This is a genomic window from Suttonella sp. (genome assembly GCF_056855035.1).
On the sequence record NZ_JBXGGR010000111.1, the window covers coordinates 1 to 24,761 of the forward strand.

Sequence of the window (24,761 nt, forward strand, 5' to 3'; positions counted from 1 at the left end):
ATACAGTCCGGATCTGAACCCAATCGAGAAAATGTGGGCTTGGCTTAAACGTAAACGCAAGGATTGGCGCTTAGATTGCATCGATAAACTATTCTTTTACTTCCTGTGGATTTGTAACTCTTTTTGATTTCTTTGACTATATCGCCCTTACTTTAGCACCACAGTAATAAAAAAAGCGGCAAGGCCGCTTATTTGACAATTTTTAAATGACTGGCTTTGGGTTTATCGGCAGTCGCTTTCTTTTCCTCTGTTATCGGGGAATTCTTCGGACCTTCCGCCACATCGGGCGCCAATTCAAACCAAGAGCCCTGATTATTCTCGCGTGCCAATAAGGCGGCAATCGCCGGCATTGCTACTGCAACCCGATGCGGCTGCCCTGAAAAACGCGTACTAAAATACACCGCATCGTTCTCGATTTGGCAATCAGGCGAAGCGCTAGGGGAAATATTGAGCACCAACTGCTCATCTTGCAGCAGATGCTCCGGCACTCCGCTCACCCAACCTTTATTCGGATAAGCAATGATTAAATGCGGCGTGCAGTCATTATCTACCAGCCATTGATAAATGGCGCGCAAGAGATAAGGCTTTTGGTCGCTCATTTGCGTCATAGCGCATATTCGGGACGCAATCCCGCCTCATATTTAGACAAAGCCTTTTTGAAATATTCCTGTTTGAAATGGAAATCCATATATTTAAACAGGGATTGCGTAAAGGCATTTTTCGGCAAATCGATTTCCAAATGCTGCAAACGCCATAAGACAGGCAAAATGCAGCAATCTAATAAAGACAATTCCTGACCGATAATATAATGGCTGTTTTTTATCATCGGCGAGAACTGAACAATCTGCTCACGCAAAGTCTTTTGATACGCTTTTTTCTTGGCAGGGCTGAGTTTCTCATGCTCCAACTGATTGACCAAATCATACCATTGCGCCTCGATTTCCAAACCGAACAAACGGATTTTCGCCCGCAATTCCGCTTCAATCGGCATCAGCGCCGGATGCGGAAAACGCTCGTCCAAATATTCGGAAATCACGCGATCATTAATCAGAACCAAATTCCGATCAAACAAAGTCGGCAGACGACCGCTCGGATTAATTTCCAATAAGTCTTCCGGCAAATTATCAGCATCCACTTCAATGTAATCAATTTCCAAATCTTTGGCATAACTGACTAAACGGATGCGATGACTTGAAATATGTTTGGGGCTGCTCACCAGAGCAAGCCCACCGCGTTTTTGACTGACAATACTCATGAAATGTCTGTACCTGATTATTTAATATCTCGCCAATATTCCCGCTTGAGGAAATAGAACACGATTGTTAATAAGACCATGAACAATAGCACCCAAGGTCCCATTGCCGCACGATTGAGCGCTGAAGGATCAGCGACATAAGTTAAGAAATTGGCAATATCGTAAGACAACTGCTTATATTCTCCCGGACTCATGCTACCTGTTTGAATCAAGTCAAAACCGGCGATTTCTTTCGTAGTCGAACATTGTCCGTCAATGCAACTTTCATGCTCTTCATAGACCGGCGTTTGCAGACCTTGGAATTGCCAGAGCGGATTAGGCATGCTCGCCCCCGGGAAGACCGAGTTGTTAAAGCCTAATGGGCGGCTGTCGTCCACATAAAAGCCCAGCAGATAGTTATACACATACTGTCCTGTTTTAGCGCGGGCAGTCAGCGATAAATCCGGCGGCGCCGTGCCTAACCACTTCGCCCCCTCTTCTTTTTGCATCGCGCTGTGCATTTGTTCAACGACACCGGCGCCTGTGAAAATCAGATTTTCTTCGCCGACTTTAGGATCGATGCCTAAATCTTTGAACGTGCGGTTATAGCGTTGAAACTCCAAGCCATGACAACCGGCGCAAAAATTGACAAAGTAACGCGCGCCGCGCTGCAAAGATTGCTGGTCATTGATATTGGCAGTAAAGGATTCATGCGGATAACCGCCGCCACCTGCCGCCATTGCCTGTCCGATTATGGTCACGCCAAGTAGCGTGAGTAATATTTTTTTGATATTCATATTAGTAACGCACCCTTTGTGGAACTGGTTTAGTTTTGTCCATCTTGCTGTAAATTGGCATCAGCAAGAAAAATGCGAAATAGACTAAAGTCATCCATTGCGCCCATAGTTTTACCGCATTTGTCGGCGATTGCGTACCCAAATAGGTCAGCACGATAAATGCAAAGGTGAAAATCGCCAACGCCGCTTTAAAAATCGGACCTTTATAGCGAATGGATTTCACCGGCGAACGGTCTAACCAAGGCAGAAGGAAAATCATAAACACCGCGCCGAACATCGCGATTACGCCCCACAGTTTTGCCGGCACGCCGAACCAATCCCAAGTCATGGCACGCAAAATCGAGTAGAAAGCACCGAAATACCATACCGGCGCAATATGCTCGGGAGTAACTTGCGCATTCGCGGGTTCGAAATTCGCATGCTCGAGGAAATAGCCGCCCATTTCGGGAATATAGAAAATCACGCCTGCAAAAATAAACAGGAATACGCCTAATGCCACCAAGTCTTTCGTGACCAAATGCGGATAGAAAGGCACGCCGTCCAAAGGAATGCCGTTAGGCGCTTTATGTTCTTTGATTTCGATGCCGTCCGGATTGAGCGAGCCGACTTCATGCAAGGCAATAATATGTGCCGCTACCAGCATCACTAAGACCAAAGGAATCAAAATGACGTGCATAGAGAAGAAGCGGTTCAATGTGGCGTCAGAGATATAGAAATCGCCTTGCACAAAGGTCACAATCGCATCGCCGACTAAAGGAATGGCGCTAAAAAGCGAGATAATGACGTTCGCACCCCAATAAGACATTTGTCCCCAAGGCAGCAGATAACCCATGAAGGCTTCCGCCATCAAGCATAGGAAAATCAGGCAGCCGAACAGCCAAACCAATTCGCGCGGTTTGCGGTAAGAACCGTACATCAATCCGCGGAACATATGCAGATAGACCACTACGAAGAAGGCGGAAGCCCCTGTCGAGTGCATATAGCGAATCAGCCAGCCATAAGGCACATCGCGCATAATGTATTCGACGCTAGCGAAAGCCTCTGCCGCGCTAGGCTTGTAAAACATCGCCAACCAAATACCTGTAAGCAATTGATTGACCAAAACGACAATCGACAAAACGCCGAACACATACCATACATTGAAGTTTTTGGCGGCATAGTATTCCGACATTTCATTTTTCCACAATACGGTAAGCGGAAAACGATCGTCAATCCAACCTAAGAATCCCGTGGTTTTATGCGGGTTAATTACCTTAGCCATTGCTTGCCTCCTCGCCTACGACAACGACATTATCGCTTGTGAAATGATAAGGCGGCACAGGCAGATTGATTGGCGCCGGAACCCCTTTGAATACGCGCCCTGCATAGTCGAATAAAGAACCATGACAAGGACAGAAGAAACCGCCTACCCATGAATTGTCGCCGCGCGCGGCACGCCCCTGCTCTTTGCTTTGCAACATCGGCGCGCAGCCCAAATGCGTGCATACGCCGAGCATGACGATTACGTCTTCGCGTATTGAGCGGTAAGTATTTTTGGCGTATTCCGGCTGTACGGATTCTGCAGAATCAGGATCGCGCAAACTGGGCGCCGCCTCAGCCAAGGATTGCACCATTTCAGGGGTACGGCGCAGGATATACACCACTTTGCCCTGCCATAAGACGGTTTGCAAAGCACCGTCGGCTAATTTTGTGATATCCACCACCACCGGCGCACCGACGGCTTTTGCTCGCTCGCTCGGCAGCCAACTGGCTAAAAAAGGAACCGCGACAAATCCTGCGCCGACGGCTGTTGCACCTGTTGAGGCAGCAATCAGCATCTTGCGGCGAGCCGGATTTTCCGGTCTCTGAGTCGGATCATAAACCGGCTCTAAAGATGAAACATTACTCATGATAATTCTCCGCGCATCGATTGCGATGATCAATACGGCTATATTGCCAATAATCTATTATAAAGACCATCTGAAAATTAGCAAACATTCATTAAGAAGAATTTGTTTGCCCACACAAATTTTAGCTTATTCCTCCTGCTAAAAAGGGTTGTCCTCATCAAAAAAACGGCTTTCCAAAGCATAATCCAGACGAAAACGCTCCGTCATTGCCTCAACGCCGAAACGCTCCGTCGCATGATGTCCGCATGAAAAATAGCCGATGTGCCATTCATGGGCTTCATGGAAAGTGCGTTCGGCATATTCGCCGCTCAAAAAAGCCTGCGCGCCTTCTTGTGCCGCCAATGCCAAATAATCTTGCGCCGCCCCCGTGCACCAAGCAATACGCCGAATCGGTGCACCGATACTGCCGACCATTTGCGCAGGACGCCGCAGCACCCGACTAATCCGCGCCTGCAATTCCTCGGCGGATGAGTCGGCGATGTCGCCATGCCATAGCAATTTTTCCTGCTCGGATTGGCGAATGTTCTGCACGCCCAAGGCTTGTCCGAACAAAGCATTGTTGCCCACTTGCGGATGCAGATCCAGCGGCAAATGGTAGGCAATCAGATTGATATCATGCGCCAGCAAGGCTTTGATGCGTTGATATTTAATCCCTGTCAATTGCGGCGCTTCGCCTTTCCAAAAATAGCCGTGATGGACAAATAAAGCATCCGCCTGATAGTCAATCGCCGCTTCAATCGCGGCTTGCGAGGCGCTGACCGCCGTCAGAATGCGGCGAATTTCTTTTTTACCCTCGATTTGCAAACCGTTGGGCGCATAATCTTTGATTTTGTCGCTTTGAAAAAAATCATCCAGCGCGCTCAATAATTCATTGCTGTGCATCAAATTCCTCCAAGGCTTTGAACAAGAGCCGATTATCCTGCGCCCGACTGATCGTTAAACGCAGACAATCAGCTAACAAGGGATGCGCACCGTGCAGATTTTTAACTAAAATCCCCCGCTCTTTCAATTGCGCAAACCAAGCATCGGCATTCGGCGTACGCAAGACGACAAAATTCGCCTGCGACGGCCAATACCTGCAATGTCTCAAGCCGTCCAAAGCGGCACAAAAAGCGGCGCGTTCCTGCTTGATTAGCGCTGCTTGGGCGGCAATTTCCTCATAATGCTGCAAAACAAACAAGATGCTTGCCTGCGTCAGCACGTTCACATTATAAGGCGGGCGCACTTTATCCAATTGCACCGTCCATTCTCTAGCACCGAACAAATAGCCGAAACGTAGTCCTGCAAAACCGGTTTTGGATAAAGTACGCAAGATCAGCAGATTATCATATTCCGCCAACAGCGCCTGCATACTGCCTTCGCTAAAAGCCAAATAGGCTTCGTCAATAACGACCAATCCTTGCGCCGCTTCCGCAATGCGGCGTATATCCGCTTCGGGATAGGCTTTGCCGGTGGGATTATTCGGCTGAGCCAGAAAAATCAGCGCCGGCTGTTCCTGTGCAATCGCCGCCAACATCGCCGGCATATCCAGTGAAAAATCCGGCAGTACGTCGATACTGCGATAACGCAGCCCTAGCCAATCGCATACGATGCGGTACATGACAAAAGTCGGCGCCGGCGCAAGCACCACAGCATCTTTGCGTAAAGCCATCAATAAGATTTGAATCAGCTCGTCGGAACCGTTACCCAAGAGCAGACCATAGTTATCATCAATGCCGAATACGCGGCGCAATTGCGCTTCCAAAACTAAATCGCGTGCCGGCGGATAGCGGTTTAAAGGCACATCCGCCAAAGTACGCAACCAAGCCTCGCGCAAATGCGCAGGAAAATCCTGCGGCGCTTCCATGGCGTCCAATTTAAGCATATCCGCCGGCACTTCCGCCACCGCATAGGCTTTGCTGCCTAAGACCGCCGGACTAAAAATCGCCTCTTTATGCATCGCCGCCCCGCAATTGCGCGGATAAAGCATGCGCAAATAAACCCTCTCCTTTGGCAAGATGTTCGGCAATCGGGCTGAGCTGCTCTGCCGCCGCACGGGATAATTGCAAGATGCTGCTGCGTTTTTGAAAATCGTAGACGCCTAAAGCGGAAGCGAAACGTGCGCTGCGCGAGGTCGGCAAAACATGATTCGTACCGGCGCAATAATCGCCGAACACTTCATTGGAATGCTCGCCGACAAAAATCGCGCCGGCATGGCGGATATGCGGCACATAATCCGCCGCTTGCTCAAACATCAATTCCAAATGCTCGGGCGCAATATGATTCGATAAAGCAATACATTCGGCGATGTCTTCACAGACAATCAGCGCGCCACGGTCTGCCAAAGAACGCTCGATAATCGCCGCGCGTGCCTGCTGCGGCAGCAATTTGGCGATGCTTTTCTGCACACGATCCGCCAGTTGCGCCGACGGCGTCAGCAAAATCGATTGCGCCATTTCATCATGCTCGGCTTGGGCAAAGAGATCGGCGGCAATCCAATCCGCCTGCGCCGTATCATCCGCAATAATCACTACTTCGGAAGGGCCGGCAATCATGTCGATTCCCACCTGCCCGAAAACCTGTCGTTTGGCTTCCGCCACATAGCGGTTGCCCGGACCGGTAATTTTATCCACCGCCGCAAGGCTTTGCGTACCGTAAGCCAAAGCAGCGACCGCATGCGCACCGCCGATTGTCCAGACCTCATCGACGCCGCATAAATAAGCGCTTGCCAAAACCAAAGAATTCGCCACCCCGCCCGGCGTGGGAACGACCATCACGATTCTCGCCACGCCCGCCACTTTCGCCGGCACCGCGTTCATAATCACGGACGATGGATAAGCCGCTTTACCGCCCGGCACATAGATACCCACGCTGTCCAGCGGACGCACTTGCTGCGCTAAGATACTGCCATCGGGACGGGTATAAGACCAATCCTGCAATTTCTGCCGTTCGCCGTATTCCGCCACATTGTCATGCGCAGTTTGCAAGGCTTTTTGGGTTGGCGCATCCAAGCCTTCCCAAGCGGCTCGCAAAGTCTCCGCACTCAGGCGTAATTGCCGTACATCATCGACTTCTGTCGCGTCCAAAGCGGCAGCATAATGCAATAAAGCGGCATCGCCGCGCGCGCGAATATCGCGGATGATGTCCGCCACACGCGTACTGACTTGGTCTTGACTGACGCTGCTCTGCGCCAGCAAATCTTGCATCGCTCGAGCAAAATCCTCCGCCCGACTGTCTAATCTGCGAATCTCCATTTATCTTCCTTTGTGTGCCGCTTGTTCAATGCTTTGAATAATCGGGGCAAGCTGCGCCTGTTTGAGCTTGAAAGCCGCGCGGTTGACAATCAGGCGCGAACTGATTTCGCACACCGTTTCCACCGCTTCCAAGCCGTTGGCTTGCAGGGTTTTGCCCGTATCCACCAAATCGACGATGCAATCCGCCAGACCGACCAAAGGCGCTAATTCCATCGAACCGTAGAGTTTAATCACGCTGACTTGCCGCCCCTGCGCGGCGAAATAATTCTTCGCACTGCGCACATATTTGCTTGCCACGCGGATATGCTGCGCAGGCAGAGACTGCCCCTGCTTAACCGCCACCATCAAACGGCAGGCGGCAATCTGCAAATCCACCATTTCCAATAAATTCTGGCAATCCGATTCCAGCAAGACGTCTTTGCCCGCAATACCGAAATCCGCCGCGCCGTATTCGACATAGGTCGGCGCATCCGAAGGGCGCACCGCCAGCAATTTCACATTTTCCAGCGTGGTGGGAAAAATCAATTTGCGGCTCTCGCTGATGTTTTCCAGCGGCGAAATGCCCGCCGCCGCCAGCAAAGGCAAAGTCTGCTGCAAAATTCTGCCCTTAGATAGAGCGATGACGATATCCTGCCCCTGATTGGGCTTAACTGCGGATGCGTTCAATGTCTGCTCCTACGGCGCGCAATTTTTTCTCGATACCGTCATAGCCGCGATCTAAATGATAAATGCGGTCAATGAGGGTTTCACCCTCGGCGGCCAAGGCGGCAATAACCAAGCAGGCGGATGCGCGCAAATCGGTTGCCATAACCGGTGCACCGCTTAATTTCGCCACGCCGCGCGTGGTCGCAGTATGCCCTTCGACAAAAATATCCGCGCCCATGCGGCTTAATTCCGGCACATGCATAAAGCGGTTCTCAAAAATGGTTTCCACCATTGTCGCCGCTCCTTCCGCCAGACAATTCAATGCCATAAATTGTGCCTGCATATCGGTGGGAAAAGCCGGATACGGCGCAGTACGAATGCTCACGGCTTTTAAAGGACGGTTGCTGTGATCGATTTCAATCGTATCTGTACCGCGCTTAATCAGACTGCCCGCCGCTTCTAATTTTTCCAATACCGCTTCAAGGAAAGTCGGCGTGGTTCGGCGCAGCAGCAAATGTCCGCCCGTAACGGCGGCGGCAATCAGATGCGTGCCGGTTTCAATCCGATCGGGCAAAGTGGAATAGCGCACCGGATGCAATTTTTCCACCCCTTCGATGGTCAAGGTCGCCGTGCCGATACCGCTGATTTTCGCGCCCATGGCATTGAGCAAATGCGCCAAATCGCTAACTTCCGGCTCGCGCGCCGCATTTTCCAAAATCGTCGTACCCTTTGCCAAAACCGCCGCCATCAGAATATTTTCCGTGCCGGTTACGGTAACGACGTCCATCACGAAACGCTGTCCGCTTAATTTACCCTTGGCATGGATATAGCCTTCTTCAATATCGATTTCCGCGCCCAAAGCGCGCATGCCTTTGATGTGCTGATCCACAGGACGCGCACCAATTGCACAACCGCCCGGCAGAGACACTTTCGCCTCACCGAAACGCGCCAATAAAGGCCCAAGTACCAAGACGCTGGCGCGCATGGTTCTGACCAATTCATAAGGCGCAACGGGATTGTCGATATGGCTGGCATCGACGGTTACCTGATTCTCATCGGTAAACGCCGCCTTGGCGCCCATCGCCTTCAAAACCTCGATTAAGGTATGCACGTCGCGCAAACGCGGCACATTGTCAATCACGGTTTCGCCTTCCACCAATAAGGTCGCAGCGAGAATCGGCAATACCGCATTTTTCGCACCACTAATCGCAATCTCGCCTTCCAAGCGTTTGCCGCCGATGATTTTGAGTTGCTCCATTATGAGGGCACCTGCGTTTTAAGTTGCAGGGCATGCACCTCATTACTGCTAATCACATCTTCCAAGGCTTTCATGACCATGCGGTGCTGCTCAAGGCGGGAATGACCGGCAAAGGCTTTCGCCTTGACCACCGCCGAATAATGCACGCCGTCAAAAGTGGAGAGTTCAATCTGGGCGTCATCGCCCAAAGCGGCACGAATCCGTGCTTCAATTAGCTGCTCTTGCATCGCTTAATAATCCTTGTGTATCTACATCATATAAATGCAGCAGTTGTTGCAACTGCGGCGAAAAACCCTGCCAGACAATCCGAACCGCCTGCTGCCGCCCATGACGCAGCAGCCATAATAAGGCGGCGATGCCGGCGCTGTCGCAATCGCGCAAGGCTTGGGCATCCACCAGCAATTGCGCCGGCAAGACAGGGGCTTGGGAAAAATCCTGCCCCGCCAATGTCTGTGCGCACAGACGCTTAGGCAAGCGCAGGCAGCCGTCGCTGATGTCGGCAAACACGCTTATTCCATCGTGCGCATTTTGCCGATTAAGGCATCAACGCCGTTTTTCTGAATCTCGGTATCGAAAGTGTTGCGATAACCGCTAATCAAAGAAATATTAGAAAAAGTGGCGTCGTAGAGTTTCCATACGCCGCCGTCATACCACAGGGCGAACTCCATCGCATGCTGCTTGCCCGCATTGTCTTTGATTTGCGCGCGTACGCGGGCGCGGTTGTATTTGTCCACCGTCGGCAAGCCTAAAATCGTGATTTGCGCATTGGTGTACTGCGTCCAGCTTTTGGAATACACGCGAATCAAAAGCTCACGGAAAGCGGCACTAAAGGCCTCGAATTTGCCCGCATCGCGTACCGCCTGCAAATGCCGCCCCAGCGCAATTTCCGCCATGCGGTCAAAGGCCAGACTCGGCGCCACGCGGCTGTTAATAAACTGATTGAATGCCGCCGGATTGCCTTGATAAGTCGCCTGATTGGCGCGCAATTCCTGCAAAATCTCGCTGGATTGGCTTTCAATCATCGCTTTTGCGCCTTCCGATGTCGCTTGAGCGAACACGACTCCGCTCACTGCGGCTAAAACACTGGCTAATAGAAACTTTTTCATTTTCCCTCTCTTACTGTTTCATTGTCATATTACTAATAAACTGTTGAATCACACGCTCCAACACCACAGATGAATTGCTGAATTGAAATTCATCACCGTCTGTCAAGACTTGGCTGTCGCCGCCGACGCTAATCGCCACATATTTGCCGCCCAGCAAACTACTGCTGACAATATCGGCGCTGCTGTCAAAAGGAATATGCCCGTATTCCGCGGCAATTTCCATCTCTACGACCGCTTGGAAACTCTGCTGCTCCAAGCGAATCGCGCTCACGCGCCCGATTTGCACCCCCGATTGGGTTACCGGCGCATCAAGATTCAAACCGCTGACATCGCTGAAACGCGCTGTCACATGATAAGACTTCTCCGGATAAAAACCGCCCTTGCCGCCCATAAATTGCTGCAAAGCTTTCTCCAGTACCAAAGCCCCGCCGGTGCGGCGCAAAGTATCGCCGTCTTTGAGCGTTTCGCTGCTGCTGCCCAAGCTGATGCCGATATAGCGTTCGCCCAGCAAACCTGAAGTCAGAATCTGCGCCGCGCTGTCGGCAGGCAGCCGCACCGCGCCATCGATATTGAGCAAAACCTCTGCTTCATTGCGTTCTAAATTGAGCCTAATCTCGCCCACGCGTCCGATTTGCACGCCCGCCAAACTAACCTGCGCATTCTTGCTCAAACCGCTGACATCGCCGAAATTGGCGCGGATTTGATACACGTTCTGCGGACGGAAACTACCCAAGCTGCTGGCTTTAAAGCCTAAAAAGAATAAACCGATCAGGGCGCAGAAAACAAATGCGCCAACCGCTATCGTGATTGTTTTTTGATTTTTCATCTCACATTCCAAACATCATTGCGGTCAGCAAGAAATCCGCTGCCAATACCGCCAAAGAAGATAATACCACCGTACGCGTGGTCGCATTCGCCAAACCCTGCGCGGTCGGCGGCGCGACAAAGCCCTGATGCACCGCGATTGCCGCACATAAAGCGCCGAAGACAAAGGATTTGACCACAACGCCCAAAAAGAGATTGTGATAAAAATCCACCCCGCGCTGCAATTGCGCCCAAAACATCGCGCCGTCCAAGCCCAAATGCCAGACCCCGACCATATAGGCGCCCAGCATCGCCACCGCCACAAAGACTATCGCCAATAAAGGCATGGCAAGCAAAGCGCCGTAAAAACGCGGTACGCCGACCTGTGCCAGCGGCTCGATACCCATCATTTCCATGGCAGCCAATTGCTCGGTCGTATTCATCAAACCGACTTCCGCCGTAATCGCCGAGCCGGCGCGTCCGGCAAAAAGCAAAGCGCTGACCACCGAGCCCAATTCGCGCATCAATGCCAAAGCTACTAAAGTAGCGGTAGCAGTTTCCGCGCCGAAGGTCGCCATATTCACATAGGCCTGCAAAGCCAAGACCATACCGACAAACAAACCCGACACCACGATAATCGGCAAAGACAAAACGCCCGCCTGATACACGGCGCGCAGCCATGCCAAGGGACGCCGCCACAGCATCATGCTATGGCGCAACAGGCGCAGCGCAAACAGGCTAAAGTTGCCGAGGGCAAACAGCCATTTCATCGTTTACTCTCCTTGCCGAGCAGGCGGCTGCGATAATCCTCTGCGGTGGGATAATCGAAGGGAATCGGCCCGTCCGCCTTGCCGTGCATAAATTGCGCGATTAAGAGATCTTCACTGCTATACAAAGCATCGGGACTATCGAAAGCCAAGATGTTGCCGCCGGAGAGCAGCAGGATTCTATCGACAATACGGCTGACTTCCGCCACATCATGGCTGACGATTAGGCTCGTCATGCCCAATGCCTGATGAAAATTGCGCAGCAGGCGGCTTAATACGCCCAGCGTAATCGGGTCTTGACCGGCAAAAGGTTCGTCATAAATCATTAATTGCGGATCCATTGCCATCGCGCGCGCCAAAGCGGCACGCCGCGCCATACCGCCGGATAATTGCGCCGGCATCAAATCCGCCGCACCGCCCAAGCCTACCGTTTGCAATTTCATCTCCACCATGATGGCAATCAATTCAGGCGGCAAATTCAAGACTTCGCGCAGAGGAAAAGCAATATTTTCGCCCAGCGTCAAATCGCTGAATAAGGCATTGGATTGGAACATCATGCTCATGCGGCGGCGCAACTGCATCAATTGTCGGCGCGACAAATCCGCCAAATTTTGCCCGAAAACGATAACCTCGCCGCGATGCGGCGCCAATTGACCGGTAATCAGCCGCATCAAGGTGGTTTTGCCGGTGCCGGAAGGTCCCATCACGGCAATCATCTCGCCGGCAGGAATGCTGAGATTCAGCTGCTTGAAAATCGCGCGTTTGCCGCGATAGAAACAGACGTTTTTCAATTCAATCACGGCTTCAGTCATCTGCCTGCCCTGCCATTGCCACAATGGTTTCTCATTCCGCCGCCTGCACGGGCGTAATCGAGAGGCCATTACCCTTGCGCAGCAGCATCATTTCCGCCAAAGACGGTTCTGCCCGCAAAGCCGCCAAGGGCAGCAGCTCCGTAAAAGCGCGTACCAATTGCACGTCCACCAAATCCCAAATCGGTCGCTCCGGACGCGAACGCGGATCGTATTTATAGCTTTGCGGATCAAATTGCGTGTCATCCGGATAGGCGGCGCGCACAATTTTCATAATGCCAGCAATGCCCGAAGGCTTGCTGTTGGAATGATAAAAAAACGCCAGATCACCCACCGCCATTTGGCGCAGATAATTGCGCGCCTGATAATTGCGCGCCTGATAATTGCGCACTCCGTCCCAAGGTTCGGTCTGCTGCGGTCGCGCCTGCAAATCCTGTAAGGAAAATTTCTGCGGCTCGCTTTTCATCAGCCAGTAATTCATCCGCCGCCCCTAATCCGTTTCAAATTCATAAATCATATCCACCGCATTGCCGTCGCGCTGCGAAGACGAAGCCTCGACGCTCAGGCGGTCGGTAATTTGGTAACGCGCTAAAAATTGCGTCAGCCCCGAAAAGAAATCCGATTTCATGCCCACATACAAATCTTCCATCAGATATTTGCCGGCTTTAAGCCCGCCTACGCCCAAATCGAAGACGTCCAAGCCGGTTTTCTGCGCCAAATCGTCAGGAAACAGTCCTTTGGTACCAATCGCCGCCGCCGTTTGCAATAAGGCGGTGCTGTCGGTAGCGCTGTCGGGCGCGCGTCCGAAAATCAGATAGGACAAGACCGCCGAATCGGGCATGGCGGGGTCGGATGTCAAATCCAAACGCATTCTTTTCACGCTACCGCTAATCCGCGCGCCGGCTTCCACATCATCCACTTCGCGCATGGCGATGATGTCAATCGAAGGATTGCTAATATCGTCGGAAAACGTTACCCAGCCGCGCTTGATATTGAGCTCCTGACCATAGAATTCGTAATGTCCGTTCGCCACTTCAATCCGCCCGCGTCCGCGAATCGGCTGCGCAGGACGCACCAATACATCAATCGCGCCCATCAGACGGATACTCATGTTCGGATCTTTATAAAACACTTTATCGCCCAAACGTACGGCGATATCGGCCTGCAGCGGCGAGCCGGCAGGGGCGACATAAGGCTTGTCGTCTTTGGTCTGATTATTCACAATCACGACGTCTTCGGATATACCTACCGCGCTGCGCATATCGGGGATGGCAATATTGGCTTCGGGAATCAGAACATCGCCTTTGACATTCACGCCGCTGTCGGGGTCGATGCGGATATCGAAACGCGGTGTAACCAGCACCCGCATTTGTTTGGAATTCGCCAGCAGCATATCTTTGCCGTTGAGTTTCAGATTAAGGTTTAAGGGCTGCAGACGCAGCAGACCGTCCGCCTGCAGACTGCCCTTTGGGGTGCCGATATTCCCGTCGATATCGATATTGCCGTCGCGGCGGGCAGACAGACGCAGGCGGATATTGTTCAAATCCGTGGCGTATTCGGGAATTTGCAGCGCGCCGTTTTCCAAACGCAGCTCGCCGCTGGCCTGCGGCTGGCTGAGAGGACCTGAAAATTGCAAATCGCCCTGCACGCGTCCTTTTAATTCGGAAACCTGCGGAATAAAGTGCTGGAATTTGCCGATATCGGGAATGGAAAGCGCCAATTCGCCGCTTATTTGCGGATTTTGGAAATTGCTGATGCCCACATCGGCGCGCACATTGCCGGTATCGCTAAAATCGATATTGAGCAGACTGCGGCTGCGCTGTTCGTTAAATTGGGTATTCAGCACCGCTTCTTTCAACTTCAGCACAATCGGCGGCTGCCCTTCCACTTGCGCCGTGATTTTGCCCGGCGTTAAGCGCAAATCCGCCTGACCGCGAATCGCACCCTGAGCGTTAATCGTCAATTTGCCCTCGCCTTTGAGCAGGGTTTCTAATTTGACATTCTCGGGGATAAAGGGCGCAAAACTGCGCGGGTCGATTTGATCAATCGCATAATCGATTGAAGTTTGTTCTTGATGCGCCAGATTCAGGCAAAACGCCGAATATTGATCCGCCAGACAGGCATCGCGCACAGACACCTCGCGCGGCGATACGGCAATCTGCATCGGACGGCGCAGCTGCCAGCGCAAATCCTGCACCTGCGCCTCCAATTGATTTACCTGCCCCGCCCAAGCATCAAGAGCGCTAAAGCCGCCTACCGCCTGCAGATTCAGATTATATTCGCCGCCTTCGCTTTTCAGCGCCAAGCGATGCTCTTGATACGCCCCTTGGGTATCCAAGCGCAAAGCCGACCATTTCTGCCCTGCCGCTTCAATACCGCTTAAGACAATCTGATTATTAAAAGCCGCGCCTGCCTGCAAGCCCGTATCCAAGACAATTTCCGCCGCCGCCACGCGATTATCGGCAAAAGCCAATTGCTCGCCTTTAAGATTCGCTTTCAATACAGGCGACTGGGTACTGCCGCCGGCATTGAGACTGCCGCGCAGCACGCCGCGCAATTGCGGATGCAGCTGCGCCAAATTCAGCGCCTGCAACTCAATATCGCCCTGTAAGGCTTGTTCCTGCAATTGTGCCTGACCGCTTACACGGTTATCGCCGACCTGCACGTCCATATATTCGAGTTTGACTGTGCTGCCCTGCACTTGCGCTGTTAAAGCGCCCACCAGTTTCTGGCCCTGCCAAGTACCGCTCAAATCGCGCAAATCCGCCTGCGTATGCAGATTGCCCTGCGCATCGATACCGCCTGTGGCTTGCAGCTGCGCACTAATTTGCGCTTGCATATCGGGCAAATAATATTTCGGACGCAGGCGCTCCAACGTGGCCGCCACGTCCCAAGCAATCTCAGGCGCAAAAGCCGCCTCTCCTGTTAAAGCGACCTTACCTTCCATGGTATTGACGACAAGATCAATGTCTTTGACCGCCTGTAATTGCGCCAATACGGCAGAGCCTGCCATATCTAAGGCAGGAAAATCGCGCCCCTGCGCCTTGCCTTGCAATGTTAAGCGTAAATCCTGCATATTGCCCTGCGCTTGAACGGCGCCGGCAGAAGATTGCACTAATGTTTCCTTATTGTCCCGTACCAGCAAATCTTTCCACTGCAAATCCGCTTGAATGACAGGATTGTCGACTGCGCCGCTTAAGTCTAATTTACCTTGCACCGCGCCGCTGATATTCGGCAGCAGGCGTCCCAAGGCTGTGGCATCAATCTCGGCCTGCACATCAATTTCCTGCGCATTGACTTGTCCGTTCACCGCCACGCGGTTATCCGCCAAATTCAAAAGCAGGTCGCGCACATGAATATCGCTGCCCTCAATCCGCACATCGCCGCTGCCGGCAATCGGATGCTGCTGCCAATGTCCGCTCAACTGCGCAATCGCAAAATCCGCCGACAGCGGTGCAGCGGCGCTTTGCTGCCCCTGCGTATGAATATGCGCGCTCAATGCCGCATCCAGTTCGGCATCGTATTGCCGCGCATCCAAGTTTTGCACCCGCAAATCCGCCTGCCAATTCAGACCCTCGCCAAATTCGGCAAAGCCCTGCAAATCGATGCTGCCGCCTAAGGCATTGACGAGCAGATGCACATCGCGCAGCGCCTGCGGCGAAAGATGGGCATTGCCGCTTACCTTCAGAGTGGGAATATCTTTGCCCTGCACTTGACTTTCAAGCGCCAGATGCAAATCTTCAAAAGCTCCTGATAATGCGATATTTCCCTGCGGAATTTCAATACCTTGCTCCGACAAAGCAATATCTTGCCAATGTAATTCGCTTGTTAAAGTCTTCACCGTCAAATCCATATCCGCCGTACCTTCCATCAAGGCTTGCAGCCAACCTTTCGCCTGCAGGCGCAATGCGGGCTGCAAGAGGCTGCCGCCGATCTCCAAGGCAAATTCTTGCGGCGCTTTTTCAGGCAATTGCAATTGTGCCTCGCCTTTGAGTGTCAGCGGATAGGCGCCGCTTAAGCGCAGATTGCCGCTCACATCCGCCGTCGCCGCAAAAGCAGCGGGCGCGTCCGCCGTTTTGCCCTGACTCAAAGCACTGTGTAAGGTCAATTCCAGCGCACTGTCTTGTCCGTGCAAGGCGCCTTGCACATCATGAATCGTGATGATTTCCTCTTGCCCCTGCCGTATCTCCAATTCGCTGAGGCGCAGAGCATCAATATCAATTTGCAGCGGCAACTGAATTTCCGGCAATGCCTCAAGCGGAGCATGTTTTTTTTCTTCCGAAGGGGAATTATCGCCCTGCGGCAATTGCAAGGTACTGCGGCTTAATTGCAGAAGCGGCAGATGCAGACGTTTGCCGAACAATTCATTGCCGGCAAAATCGATGATTAAGGCTTCGGCGCGAAAATCCAAACCCTCAGGACCAGTCAGATGCAGATTGCGCCATTGCTGCCTACCCCATAATTTGCCTTCTAAAGTCTCGTAAGTTAGCTGAAAAGGCGTGAATTGATTCAGCAATTTCGGCACTTGGCGGTAGCCGCTTTGCGTGCCGAGCAAATAAAACGCCAGCGCCGCACATAGCAGCGCCAACAGTAAAATCGTTAAGAACAGCCATTTCAGACTTTTAAGAAGAAAACGCATTAGAGATCCAGTTCCGCCCCAATCGTGAGATGCAGGCGGAAATTATCGCCGACGTCTTTATCAAAGCCGTGTCCAAGGTCGATATTAATCGGTCCGACAGGAGACCGCCAATGCAGCCCCAGTCCCGCGCCGATATGCGCTTTAGGATTGTTATTAAAGGCATCGCCGGCATCGACGAATGCCGCTACCGCCCAATCCGGCTTGAAGAAATATTCATATTGCACGCTGCCGACCAATAAATGCCGTCCGCCGATATTATCGCCACTGCTGTCGTAGCTGCCGATTTTTTCATAGGCATAGCCGCGCACGCTGCGATCGCCGCCGGCGAAATAGCGCAAGCTCGGCGGCAGGCGGTGGAAATCGTCCGTCCATGTGCTGCCGCTGTCAAAGCGGAAGGTCAGGCGGTTTTGCGCGTTTAAGGATTGAATATAGCGGAAATTCACATTGGCTTGGGCAAAATTGACGTCCGAACCGACGCCCTCGATGCCGCCTAAGACGCCAATCCGCGCCTGAAAGCCGCTATCAGGGTTGAGGCGGTTGTCGGTAGAAGTGTAAGTGGCTTGGAATTGCGGATAGGTCAGCACGATTTCGCCGCGATCGTTACCGATCGAGAATTTGTCATAGGCGGCAGTGCCGGAAATACGGTATTCCCATTGGTCTTTGCGCCAATTGTAGCCGCCTTCGATAAAGCCGCGTTTGGTGTCGTAATCGTCTTCTTTAATCCAGCCGCCAAAACGCAGGAAATAGTAGTCGGTGGTGGGATTTGCCGCCGGAATGCGATAAATATTGCCCCAAGAACTTTGTTTTTGCGAGGCATAAAGACTGCTGGAGAACGTATGTCCGCGCGAATTGACCCAGCGCCAGTCAAAATCCATTTTGCCGCGCACGCCGCTGTCGGTGGAATAGCCGATGCCGAACAAATAGCGTTTATTGCTGTTCATGGTCAATTGCGCTTCCACCGGCACGGTTTTGCTCTGCGCATCCGGACGCCCGCCGACCAAGACTTGTTTAAAGTAGCCGCTGCCCTGCAAATCATGCTGAAATTGCTCGACTTCTTCCGCCGAATACGCCTGCCCGGCTTGGAATTGCACGAAGCGTTGCAGCAAGTCTTCGTCCAAAGGAATCGGCGCGGCGCTTCCGTCTTTATCTACTGCCGGCGTAAAGCTGACATTGGCGAAATCGAAACGCTGCCCGCTGTCATAAAATAGGGCGATGTCGGCGTTTTGGGTATCGGTGTTGACCTTCACCACATTGCTGGTGAATTGTCCGTCAAAATAGCCGCGCGCTACCGCCAATTCCAAAAAGCGCGCTTTATAGGTCTCGTATTGCTCATGGCTTAAGACTTCGCCCTCGCGGAAAGGGTTTTCCGCCAATAATTGCTGAAACTCGGGATCATCCGCCGCCATACCGCTGACATTGACTTCCACGGCACGAATAGTGGTCGGCGCATTGAGATTGACGTGATAAGTCACAATCAAATTGCCTTCCTGAATATGGCGCTCGCTGCGCACTTCGCTTTGGTAAAAGCCGAAAGGCTGCTGGGATAAGGCGATTTCTTTGGCGCCGTTGTCAATCAGATAATTCACATAGGCGGGCTGGCTAATCGCTTCGTCTTTCACGCGGCTTAAGCCCAAAAAGACTTCGGCATTGTTCAATTGCTTTTCATCTTCAATACCTAAAATGCGGATTTCCGTAAGCGTCAAACCTTGCAGGGCGTCAATCTGCGCATCGCCCAGCGATTGGCTCGACTCGGCTGCCGAACTTTGCCCGAGATTTGCTTGTTCTGCCGCCGCCATTGCTTCAGGAGCGGCGATGTGAAACAAAGGTTGCTGCGCGAAAGAAGCGGCGGTGCTTAAACCCAAAGCCGTTAGCAAGCAAATACGCATATTATTCTCCTAAAATAAACTGTTGTTTGCGCACGCCTAAGGCATAGAGCGCGACAAAGTAGGTCATCATACCGACAGCGATTAAAAGCAGCAAATGCCACAGACGCTCGAAGCGCGTCCATTCCAGCCATTGCTCGGCTTCGCCCTGCAAATACAGCAGGCACAATCCCATCGCCGCATTCGCCGCCAGCAGTTTCAACACAAAGCCCAGAGAGGCGGTTTTAATTCTAATCCCCTGCCGCCACAGGAAATACAGCAATAAGCCGACATTAACCACCGCCGCCAAGGCGCTGGCGGCTGCCAAGCCCACATGGCCGTAAAAACGGCTTAGAACAATCGCGGCTAGCAAATTCGCTGCCATCGCGCAAATGCCGGCGCGTACCGGCGTGCGCGTATCATGGCGGGCATAAAAAGCCGGCGCCAAGACTTTGACTAAAATCAAAAACACGGCGGCAATGCCGTAGGCGCGCAGACTTAAGGTCGTCATCAATAAATCTTGTGCCGTAAATTCACCGCCGTAAAAGAGCGTGGCTAAAATCGAGGGCGCCAAAACAGTCAAACCCAGCGAGGCGGCAGAGCCGACTAAAATACCCCAACGCAAAGCCCAATCCAGTGTATAGGCGAAACGCCGTTCGTCATCAAGGGCTTTCAGCGCGCTTAATTTGGGCAGAATGACCGTGCCCAATGCCACGCCGATGAGGGCAATCGGCAATTCCACCATGCGGTCGGTATAATAAAGCCAAGAAATACTGCCCGTGAGCAAATGCGAAGCAAGAAACGTATTGACTAAAATCGTTAACTGACCGACGGAAGAGCCGAATAAAGTCGGTAGCATCAAACGCAAAATGCGGCGCACGCCGCTATGTTTCCAACCCCATTTGGGCATAACCAATAAGCCCAAGCGGTATAAAAAGGGCAATTGCAAGACCAGCTGCAAAATGCCGCCGATTAAGACCGCCCAAGCCAATTCCATGCCGGCATCGCCCGCCTCGCCCCGATAGGCGCGCCACAGGCAGGCGCTAATCAAAGCGATATTGAGCAAGACCGGCGTCAGCGCAGGAATGGCGAAACGTCCGTAAGTATTCAGCACGCCGCCCGCCATCGCGGTTAAAGAAACCAGCAGGATATAAGGGAACATAATCCGCAGCATCTGCTCCGCTAATACAAACTGCTCAGGTTTGGCGCTTAATCCGTTGGCAACCGCATAAATAATCGCGCCTGAAAAAATCACGCCGACGGCGGTAATCGCCAGCAAAAAACCCAGCAAGGTGCCGCCGGTATGGCGCAGCAAATCTTTTAACTGCTCCGGATTTTCCGCCTTGGTCGCGGAAAAAACCGGCACAAAGGCATTGGCAAAGCCGCCTTCGGCAAAAAAACGCCGCAAGGTATTGGGAATGCGCAGGGCGGCAAAAAAGGGATCGGTAATGCCGGCTTCGAAATAGCGCGCGACCAAGATATCGCGCAATAAACCCAAGACGCGCGAAATCAGCGTCATTGCCGCAAATACCAAAGAAGAACGCCCGATACTGCGCGCCATCACTCAATCCAAGATAAAGCGCGCCCTATGGCTAAAATAGCTTCCGAACGGTTCATCGAATAAAAATGCAAAGCCGGGGCCCCTTCTTTCACGAGACGTTCGCATAAAGACGCCACCACTTCCGTGCCGAATAATTGCAAAGCCTCGATATCATGTTCATAGGCTTCCAAACGTTTGCGAATCCAACGCGGCAATTCCGCGCCGCAGGCATCGGAAAAACGGGCTAATTGGCGGTAATTGGTAATCGGCATAATCCCCGGCACCAAGGGTATCTCAATTCCCATCGCGCAAGCCTCGTCGCGAAAACGCAAAAAAGCGTCGGCATTAAAGAAATATTGCGTAACCGCCTCATTCGCTCCCGCTTCGGATTTGATTTTCAAGGTTTCCAAATCATCGCGCGGGGTTTTGGCGCGCGGATGTTTTTCAGGATACGCCGCCACGACAATATGCGCCGTATCGCCCCATTTTTTGCGCACAAGCTGCACCAAATCCGCCGCGCTGTCCAATTCGCCCATATAAAAGCTGCCAGGCGGCACATCGCCGCGCAAAGCCAATAAGCGTTTGATGCCCATCGATTGATAAGTATCCAAGAGGGCTTCGAGTTCGGCATAAGTCGCCGAGATGCAGGTCAAATGCGGCATCACGGGACGCTCGCCCTCTTCGCAAATACGCCGCACCAATTTTAACGTACGCTCTTGCGTGCCGCCGCCGGCGCCGTAAGTGACCGAAAAATATTCGCAGTCAAAAACGGCTAAAGCACGCCGCACCTTCGCTAAATTTTCCCCGCCCTGCTCGGTGGCGGTAGGAAAAAATTCACAACTGATCGGTACGGGAATGCGGCGCTTGCGATGATTGTCCGACATTATTTGGCAAACTCGCTGGGCTCGATAAACAGCACGAGATTTTCATTGATGATGTAGTGCTGATTATCCACATCATCGAAGCGGTAATAACCGTCGGCATCCAAATTCGGTTTGCTGCGCGTGTAAAGAGAATCGCCATTCATCATGCGCACTTCATAAAGCTTATGCTTATCAGATGAAAATGTTGCACAAGCGCTGAGTAAGACGAAAACCGCCAGCATAGAAAGCAATCCTCTCATAGATATATCCTGTTTCATTGTGAAAGAAACGAAAATTATAGCATCTCGATAAACGCCTTTCATCTGCCAAGGGCAAAATATGCCGAGCCGCCGCTTCTTGGTAAAAGACGGATGATGATGCTTTTAAAAATCGCATACAATATAGCCGCAAAATCGCTGCGCCAAGGCGGCGCAAACATAAATAAGGCTTTTAAATTCAGGGAAGAAAATGTCTGCACCGCATTCGCATATTTTTGATGACGGCAATCCGCTTGCCGAGAAAAAAGTTCTCATCGCCACATTATTCACAGGCGCAATGATGCTAATTGAAATTGTCGGCGGCATCTTGTTTAATTCTATGGCACTGCTTGCCGACGGCTGGCATATGAGTTCGCATATGCTGGCGCTGAGCGTGGCTTATCTTGCTTATCGGGCGGCGCGCCGCTATGCGCAGGACCCGCGTTTTTGCTTCGGCACATGGAAAATCGAAATTCTTGCCGGCTATAGCAGCGCCATTGCCCTGATGGGCGTTGCCCTCATGATGGGCTTCCACTCGATTGAACGCCTCTTCAATCCCTTGGCGATTCATTATAATGAAGCCATTCCGATTGCGGTGCTCGGTCTGGTGGTGAATATCGTCTGCTTATGGCTGCTGCATACCGACAGCCATCATCAGCACAGCCACGAGCATCAGGGACAGCATCACCATCATCACGAGCAAGATTTAAACCAAAAAGCGGCGTTTTTACATATTGTCGCCGATGCCACCACCTCCGTTTTCGCCATTATCGCGCTGATTGCCGGCAAATATTTCGGCTGGGATTTTTTAGACGCCGTCTTAGGTATTGTCGGTGCATTATTGGTCGGCAAATGGTCTTGGAACGTACTCAGCCAAGCCGGCAAGACCTTATTGGATGCGGAGATGGATGCGCCTGTCGTCGCCGAAATCCGCGAAGCACTGGCATTATTTGACGCCACCGTAACTGATTTGCATGTGTGGAAAGTCGGCAAGGGCAAATTCGCCTGCATCATCGCTTTAAGCAGCGCAGCAAAGGACCTCAACCCGCATCAGATTCGGCAAGCCCTGTCCATTCATGAAGAAATCGTGCATGTTTCGGTGGAAATCAATCCGCCTCTCAGCACAGATACCGATATTCGCTGAGATAGTCGAAGAATTGAAAACGTATTACGGTATTGGCTCGCCGCCTTTACTATAGTCAAGGAATTCAAAAAGAGTTACAGTTTAAACACATCTCGCCGTACTCTCTGCGCTACCTGTTAGCAGCATTACTGCACCACTTTTTCATTTCTTTGACTATATTCCACTTCTGCGACAATAAAAAACGCCTCGCAGAGAGGCGTTTTGCTAAGAAAAGATTAATCGTCGCTATTTAAGATGTGTTTAGGTTTTAAGACAATCAAAAATGCGGCGGTCACGGCAATCGCAGCAATAACGCCGAAAATCAGCGAAACCGTCCAATTCAATCCGAAGCCGATTTTGGCAAAGGCAAGATAAGTGCCGCAGACCGCCGTCATCCAGATGGCGGGAACGGTGCAAATCCAATGACATTTGCCGTGGCGGTATAAATAAGCGGCGGCCGTCCACAGCATAATCGTCGCGGTGGTTTGATTCGCCCAGCCGAAATAACGCCATAACACGGAAAAATCTATTTGCGTCAAAGCAATGCCAATTGCAAACAAAGGCAGGGTCAGCATCAGGCGGTTTTTCACGCTGCCTTGTTCGATATGGAAAAATTCCGCAATCTGCAAACGCGCCGCGCGAAACGCGGTATCGCCAGAAGTGATCGGCAGCACCACTACACCCAAGACCGCCAACATGCCGCCGAAGGTGCCGAGCATACTAATCGCCGCCTCATATACAACTTTGGACGGCGTACCCGATTTAATCGCCTCATTGAGCATTTGCACATCATCATAAAAACTCAAACCCACCATGCACCAAATCAGGGCAATCACGCCCTCGGTAATCATCGCGCCGTAGAAAATAAAGCGCCCTTCGCGCTCATTTTGCATACAACGCGCCATCATCGGCGTTTGCGTGGCATGGAAACCGGAAATCGCACCGCAGGTAATGGTGACGAAAATCAAGGGGAAAATCGGCATGTTTTCAGCCGGATAAAAATTCTTAAAGAAATCGCCGATACCCATGCCTTCATCAAGCCCTACGGTTTGGAAAAGCGGAATGCCTTCAAAGAGCAAGCCAAAAAGCATACCGGCCGTCATAAACATCAATAAAGCGCCGAAAAGCGGATAAATGCGTCCGATAATCTTATCAATCGGCAGCAAAGTGGCGATGATGTAATAGGCAAAAATAATGCAGACCCAAGTGGTGACTAAATAATCATGCGCCGAATTGCCCTTCTGCACCAACTCGCCGGAGCGTCCCAAGGCTTGTTCGGTCAATTGCGTCAGCAAACCCGCAGGAGAAACCACAAAGACCACGCCAACCAAGACTAATAAAATCAGAGCGATGATATTAATCAAATGCTTAACAGGTAGGCCGATATAACGCCCTGCCATATGCGGAATGGAAGCGCCGCCATTGCGCACGGAAATCATGCCGCAGTAATAATCATGCACCGCGCCGGCAAAGATACAGCCGAGCACAATCCACAGCATCGCTACAGGTCCGTATAAAGCCCCTAAAATCGGGCCGAAAATCGGACCGGTGCCGGCAATATTTAATAATTGAATCAACCAGATTTTGACTTTAGACATCGGCACATAATCCACGCCGTCCGCCTGCGCATGAGCAGGTGTCGCGCGCTCGGGCTTAATGCCAAAAATCCGCTCCGCAATCGATCCGTAAATAAAATAGCCTGTGACTAACAAAGCTACGCAGAATAAAAAAATCAACATAGTTTCTCCTTTTCTATGCAATGCGCTGCAAACAGCTTGCGCATTGAAGCATGGCAAAAGGAAAATTGCAATATAGTAAGATTAAGATTTTACTGTGAAAACACAGTGAATTAACAGCATTGCTTCAAGTATTTGTATGCATCTTTGCGTACGATACAGCTACCGTTTCGGAGAATTGAAAAATTATTTCGGGCTT

At 51.8% G+C, this 24,761-nt stretch carries 25 protein-coding genes; 2 read left to right on the forward strand and 23 right to left on the reverse strand.

Going from position 1 to position 24,761, the window contains the following annotated elements; genetic code table 11:
- Positions 1-13: 13 nt before the first annotated feature.
- Positions 14-127 carry a hypothetical protein gene (locus tag ACJHVI_RS09720; RefSeq protein ID WP_483184563.1) on the forward strand — a complete coding sequence of 38 codons (114 nt, stop codon included), beginning with the start codon at positions 14-16 and terminating at the stop codon, positions 125-127.
- 61 nt (positions 128-188) lie between these two features.
- On the opposite strand, the gene ACJHVI_RS09725 is transcribed toward ACJHVI_RS09720, so the two are convergent.
- The 22 genes from ACJHVI_RS09725 to ACJHVI_RS09830 form a co-directional block, all read right to left on the reverse strand.
- The gene (locus ACJHVI_RS09725; protein WP_483184527.1) at positions 189-599 is read right to left on the reverse strand and encodes a stringent starvation protein B; all 411 of its coding nucleotides are present in this window, start codon (positions 597-599) and stop codon (positions 189-191) included.
- A gap of 5 nt (positions 600-604) precedes the next feature.
- Positions 605-1,255: a glutathione S-transferase N-terminal domain-containing protein gene (locus ACJHVI_RS09730; RefSeq protein WP_483184528.1), complete on the reverse strand. Its 651-nt coding sequence runs from the start codon at positions 1,253-1,255 to the stop codon at positions 605-607.
- Between the two features lie 17 nt (positions 1,256-1,272).
- Positions 1,273-2,031 carry a cytochrome c1 gene (locus ACJHVI_RS09735; RefSeq protein WP_483184529.1) on the reverse strand — a complete coding sequence of 253 codons (759 nt, stop codon included), beginning with the start codon at positions 2,029-2,031 and terminating at the stop codon, positions 1,273-1,275.
- 1 nt (position 2,032) lies between these two features.
- The gene (locus tag ACJHVI_RS09740) at positions 2,033-3,292 is read right to left on the reverse strand and encodes a cytochrome b (protein WP_483184530.1); all 1,260 of its coding nucleotides are present in this window, start codon (positions 3,290-3,292) and stop codon (positions 2,033-2,035) included.
- Positions 3,285-3,920 (reverse strand): ubiquinol-cytochrome c reductase iron-sulfur subunit, encoded by a 636-nt coding sequence (gene petA / locus ACJHVI_RS09745; RefSeq protein WP_483184531.1) that lies wholly within the window; start codon positions 3,918-3,920, stop codon positions 3,285-3,287. Before petA ends, ACJHVI_RS09740 begins: the two co-directional genes overlap by 8 nt.
- Positions 3,921-4,058: 138 nt before the next feature.
- The gene (locus ACJHVI_RS09750) at positions 4,059-4,802 is read right to left on the reverse strand and encodes a Nif3-like dinuclear metal center hexameric protein (protein WP_483184532.1); all 744 of its coding nucleotides are present in this window, start codon (positions 4,800-4,802) and stop codon (positions 4,059-4,061) included.
- Positions 4,789-5,889 carry a histidinol-phosphate transaminase gene (gene hisC, locus ACJHVI_RS09755; RefSeq protein WP_483184564.1) on the reverse strand — a complete coding sequence of 367 codons (1,101 nt, stop codon included), beginning with the start codon at positions 5,887-5,889 and terminating at the stop codon, positions 4,789-4,791. Before hisC ends, ACJHVI_RS09750 begins: the two co-directional genes overlap by 14 nt.
- Complete coding sequence (hisD, locus tag ACJHVI_RS09760) at positions 5,852-7,153, reverse strand: histidinol dehydrogenase (protein WP_483184533.1); 1,302 nt, start codon at positions 7,151-7,153, stop codon at positions 5,852-5,854. Before hisD ends, hisC begins: the two co-directional genes overlap by 38 nt.
- Entirely contained in the window at positions 7,154-7,819 is a 666-nt protein-coding gene (hisG, locus tag ACJHVI_RS09765) for an ATP phosphoribosyltransferase (protein WP_115217671.1), read from the reverse strand.
- Complete coding sequence (murA, locus tag ACJHVI_RS09770) at positions 7,800-9,056, reverse strand: UDP-N-acetylglucosamine 1-carboxyvinyltransferase (protein WP_483184534.1); 1,257 nt, start codon at positions 9,054-9,056, stop codon at positions 7,800-7,802. The genes hisG and murA overlap by 20 nt, the downstream gene beginning before the upstream one ends.
- Positions 9,056-9,283, reverse strand: coding sequence for a BolA/IbaG family iron-sulfur metabolism protein (locus ACJHVI_RS09775; RefSeq protein ID WP_483184535.1), 228 nt, complete (start codon positions 9,281-9,283; stop codon positions 9,056-9,058). Before ACJHVI_RS09775 ends, murA begins: the two co-directional genes overlap by 1 nt.
- Positions 9,264-9,563, reverse strand: coding sequence for an STAS domain-containing protein (locus ACJHVI_RS09780; protein ID WP_483184536.1), 300 nt, complete (start codon positions 9,561-9,563; stop codon positions 9,264-9,266). Before ACJHVI_RS09780 ends, ACJHVI_RS09775 begins: the two co-directional genes overlap by 20 nt.
- 2 nt (positions 9,564-9,565) lie before the next feature.
- On the reverse strand, positions 9,566-10,162 hold the full coding sequence (locus ACJHVI_RS09785) for an MlaC/ttg2D family ABC transporter substrate-binding protein (protein WP_483184537.1): 597 nt from the start codon (positions 10,160-10,162) through the stop codon (positions 9,566-9,568).
- A gap of 10 nt (positions 10,163-10,172) precedes the next feature.
- Complete coding sequence (mlaD, locus tag ACJHVI_RS09790) at positions 10,173-10,988, reverse strand: outer membrane lipid asymmetry maintenance protein MlaD (protein ID WP_483184538.1); 816 nt, start codon at positions 10,986-10,988, stop codon at positions 10,173-10,175.
- Position 10,989: 1 nt separating this feature from the next.
- Complete coding sequence (locus ACJHVI_RS09795; RefSeq protein WP_483184539.1) at positions 10,990-11,736, reverse strand: MlaE family lipid ABC transporter permease subunit; 747 nt, start codon at positions 11,734-11,736, stop codon at positions 10,990-10,992.
- Positions 11,733-12,545: an ABC transporter ATP-binding protein gene (locus ACJHVI_RS09800; RefSeq protein WP_483184540.1), complete on the reverse strand. Its 813-nt coding sequence runs from the start codon at positions 12,543-12,545 to the stop codon at positions 11,733-11,735. The genes ACJHVI_RS09795 and ACJHVI_RS09800 overlap by 4 nt, the downstream gene beginning before the upstream one ends.
- 31 nt (positions 12,546-12,576) lie before the next feature.
- Positions 12,577-13,023 carry an EVE domain-containing protein gene (locus tag ACJHVI_RS09805; protein ID WP_483184541.1) on the reverse strand — a complete coding sequence of 149 codons (447 nt, stop codon included), beginning with the start codon at positions 13,021-13,023 and terminating at the stop codon, positions 12,577-12,579.
- A gap of 9 nt (positions 13,024-13,032) precedes the next feature.
- A complete protein-coding gene (locus ACJHVI_RS09810; protein WP_483184543.1) occupies positions 13,033-17,181 on the reverse strand; it encodes a translocation/assembly module TamB domain-containing protein in 4,149 nt (1,382 codons plus the stop codon).
- Positions 17,181-19,067, reverse strand: a complete 1,887-nt coding sequence (locus tag ACJHVI_RS09815) for an autotransporter assembly complex protein TamA (protein ID WP_483184544.1) — start codon at positions 19,065-19,067, stop codon at positions 17,181-17,183. Before ACJHVI_RS09815 ends, ACJHVI_RS09810 begins: the two co-directional genes overlap by 1 nt.
- Before the next feature lies 1 nt (position 19,068).
- Positions 19,069-20,604, reverse strand: coding sequence for a murein biosynthesis integral membrane protein MurJ (murJ, locus tag ACJHVI_RS09820; RefSeq protein WP_483184546.1), 1,536 nt, complete (start codon positions 20,602-20,604; stop codon positions 19,069-19,071).
- Positions 20,604-21,467, reverse strand: a complete 864-nt coding sequence (metF, locus tag ACJHVI_RS09825) for a methylenetetrahydrofolate reductase [NAD(P)H] (RefSeq protein WP_483184548.1) — start codon at positions 21,465-21,467, stop codon at positions 20,604-20,606. The genes murJ and metF overlap by 1 nt, the downstream gene beginning before the upstream one ends.
- Positions 21,467-21,706, reverse strand: coding sequence for a hypothetical protein (locus tag ACJHVI_RS09830; protein WP_483184550.1), 240 nt, complete (start codon positions 21,704-21,706; stop codon positions 21,467-21,469). The genes metF and ACJHVI_RS09830 overlap by 1 nt, the downstream gene beginning before the upstream one ends.
- Positions 21,707-21,914: 208 nt before the next feature.
- Here ACJHVI_RS09830 and dmeF point away from each other — a divergent pair, with 208 nt between their 5' ends.
- Positions 21,915-22,847, forward strand: a complete 933-nt coding sequence (gene dmeF / locus ACJHVI_RS09835) for a CDF family Co(II)/Ni(II) efflux transporter DmeF (RefSeq protein WP_483184551.1) — start codon at positions 21,915-21,917, stop codon at positions 22,845-22,847.
- 215 nt (positions 22,848-23,062) lie between these two features.
- Here the strand turns inward: dmeF and ACJHVI_RS09840 are convergent, their stop codons facing one another.
- Positions 23,063-24,565 carry a carbon starvation CstA family protein gene (locus ACJHVI_RS09840; protein ID WP_483184552.1) on the reverse strand — a complete coding sequence of 501 codons (1,503 nt, stop codon included), beginning with the start codon at positions 24,563-24,565 and terminating at the stop codon, positions 23,063-23,065.
- Positions 24,566-24,761 lie beyond the last annotated feature (196 nt).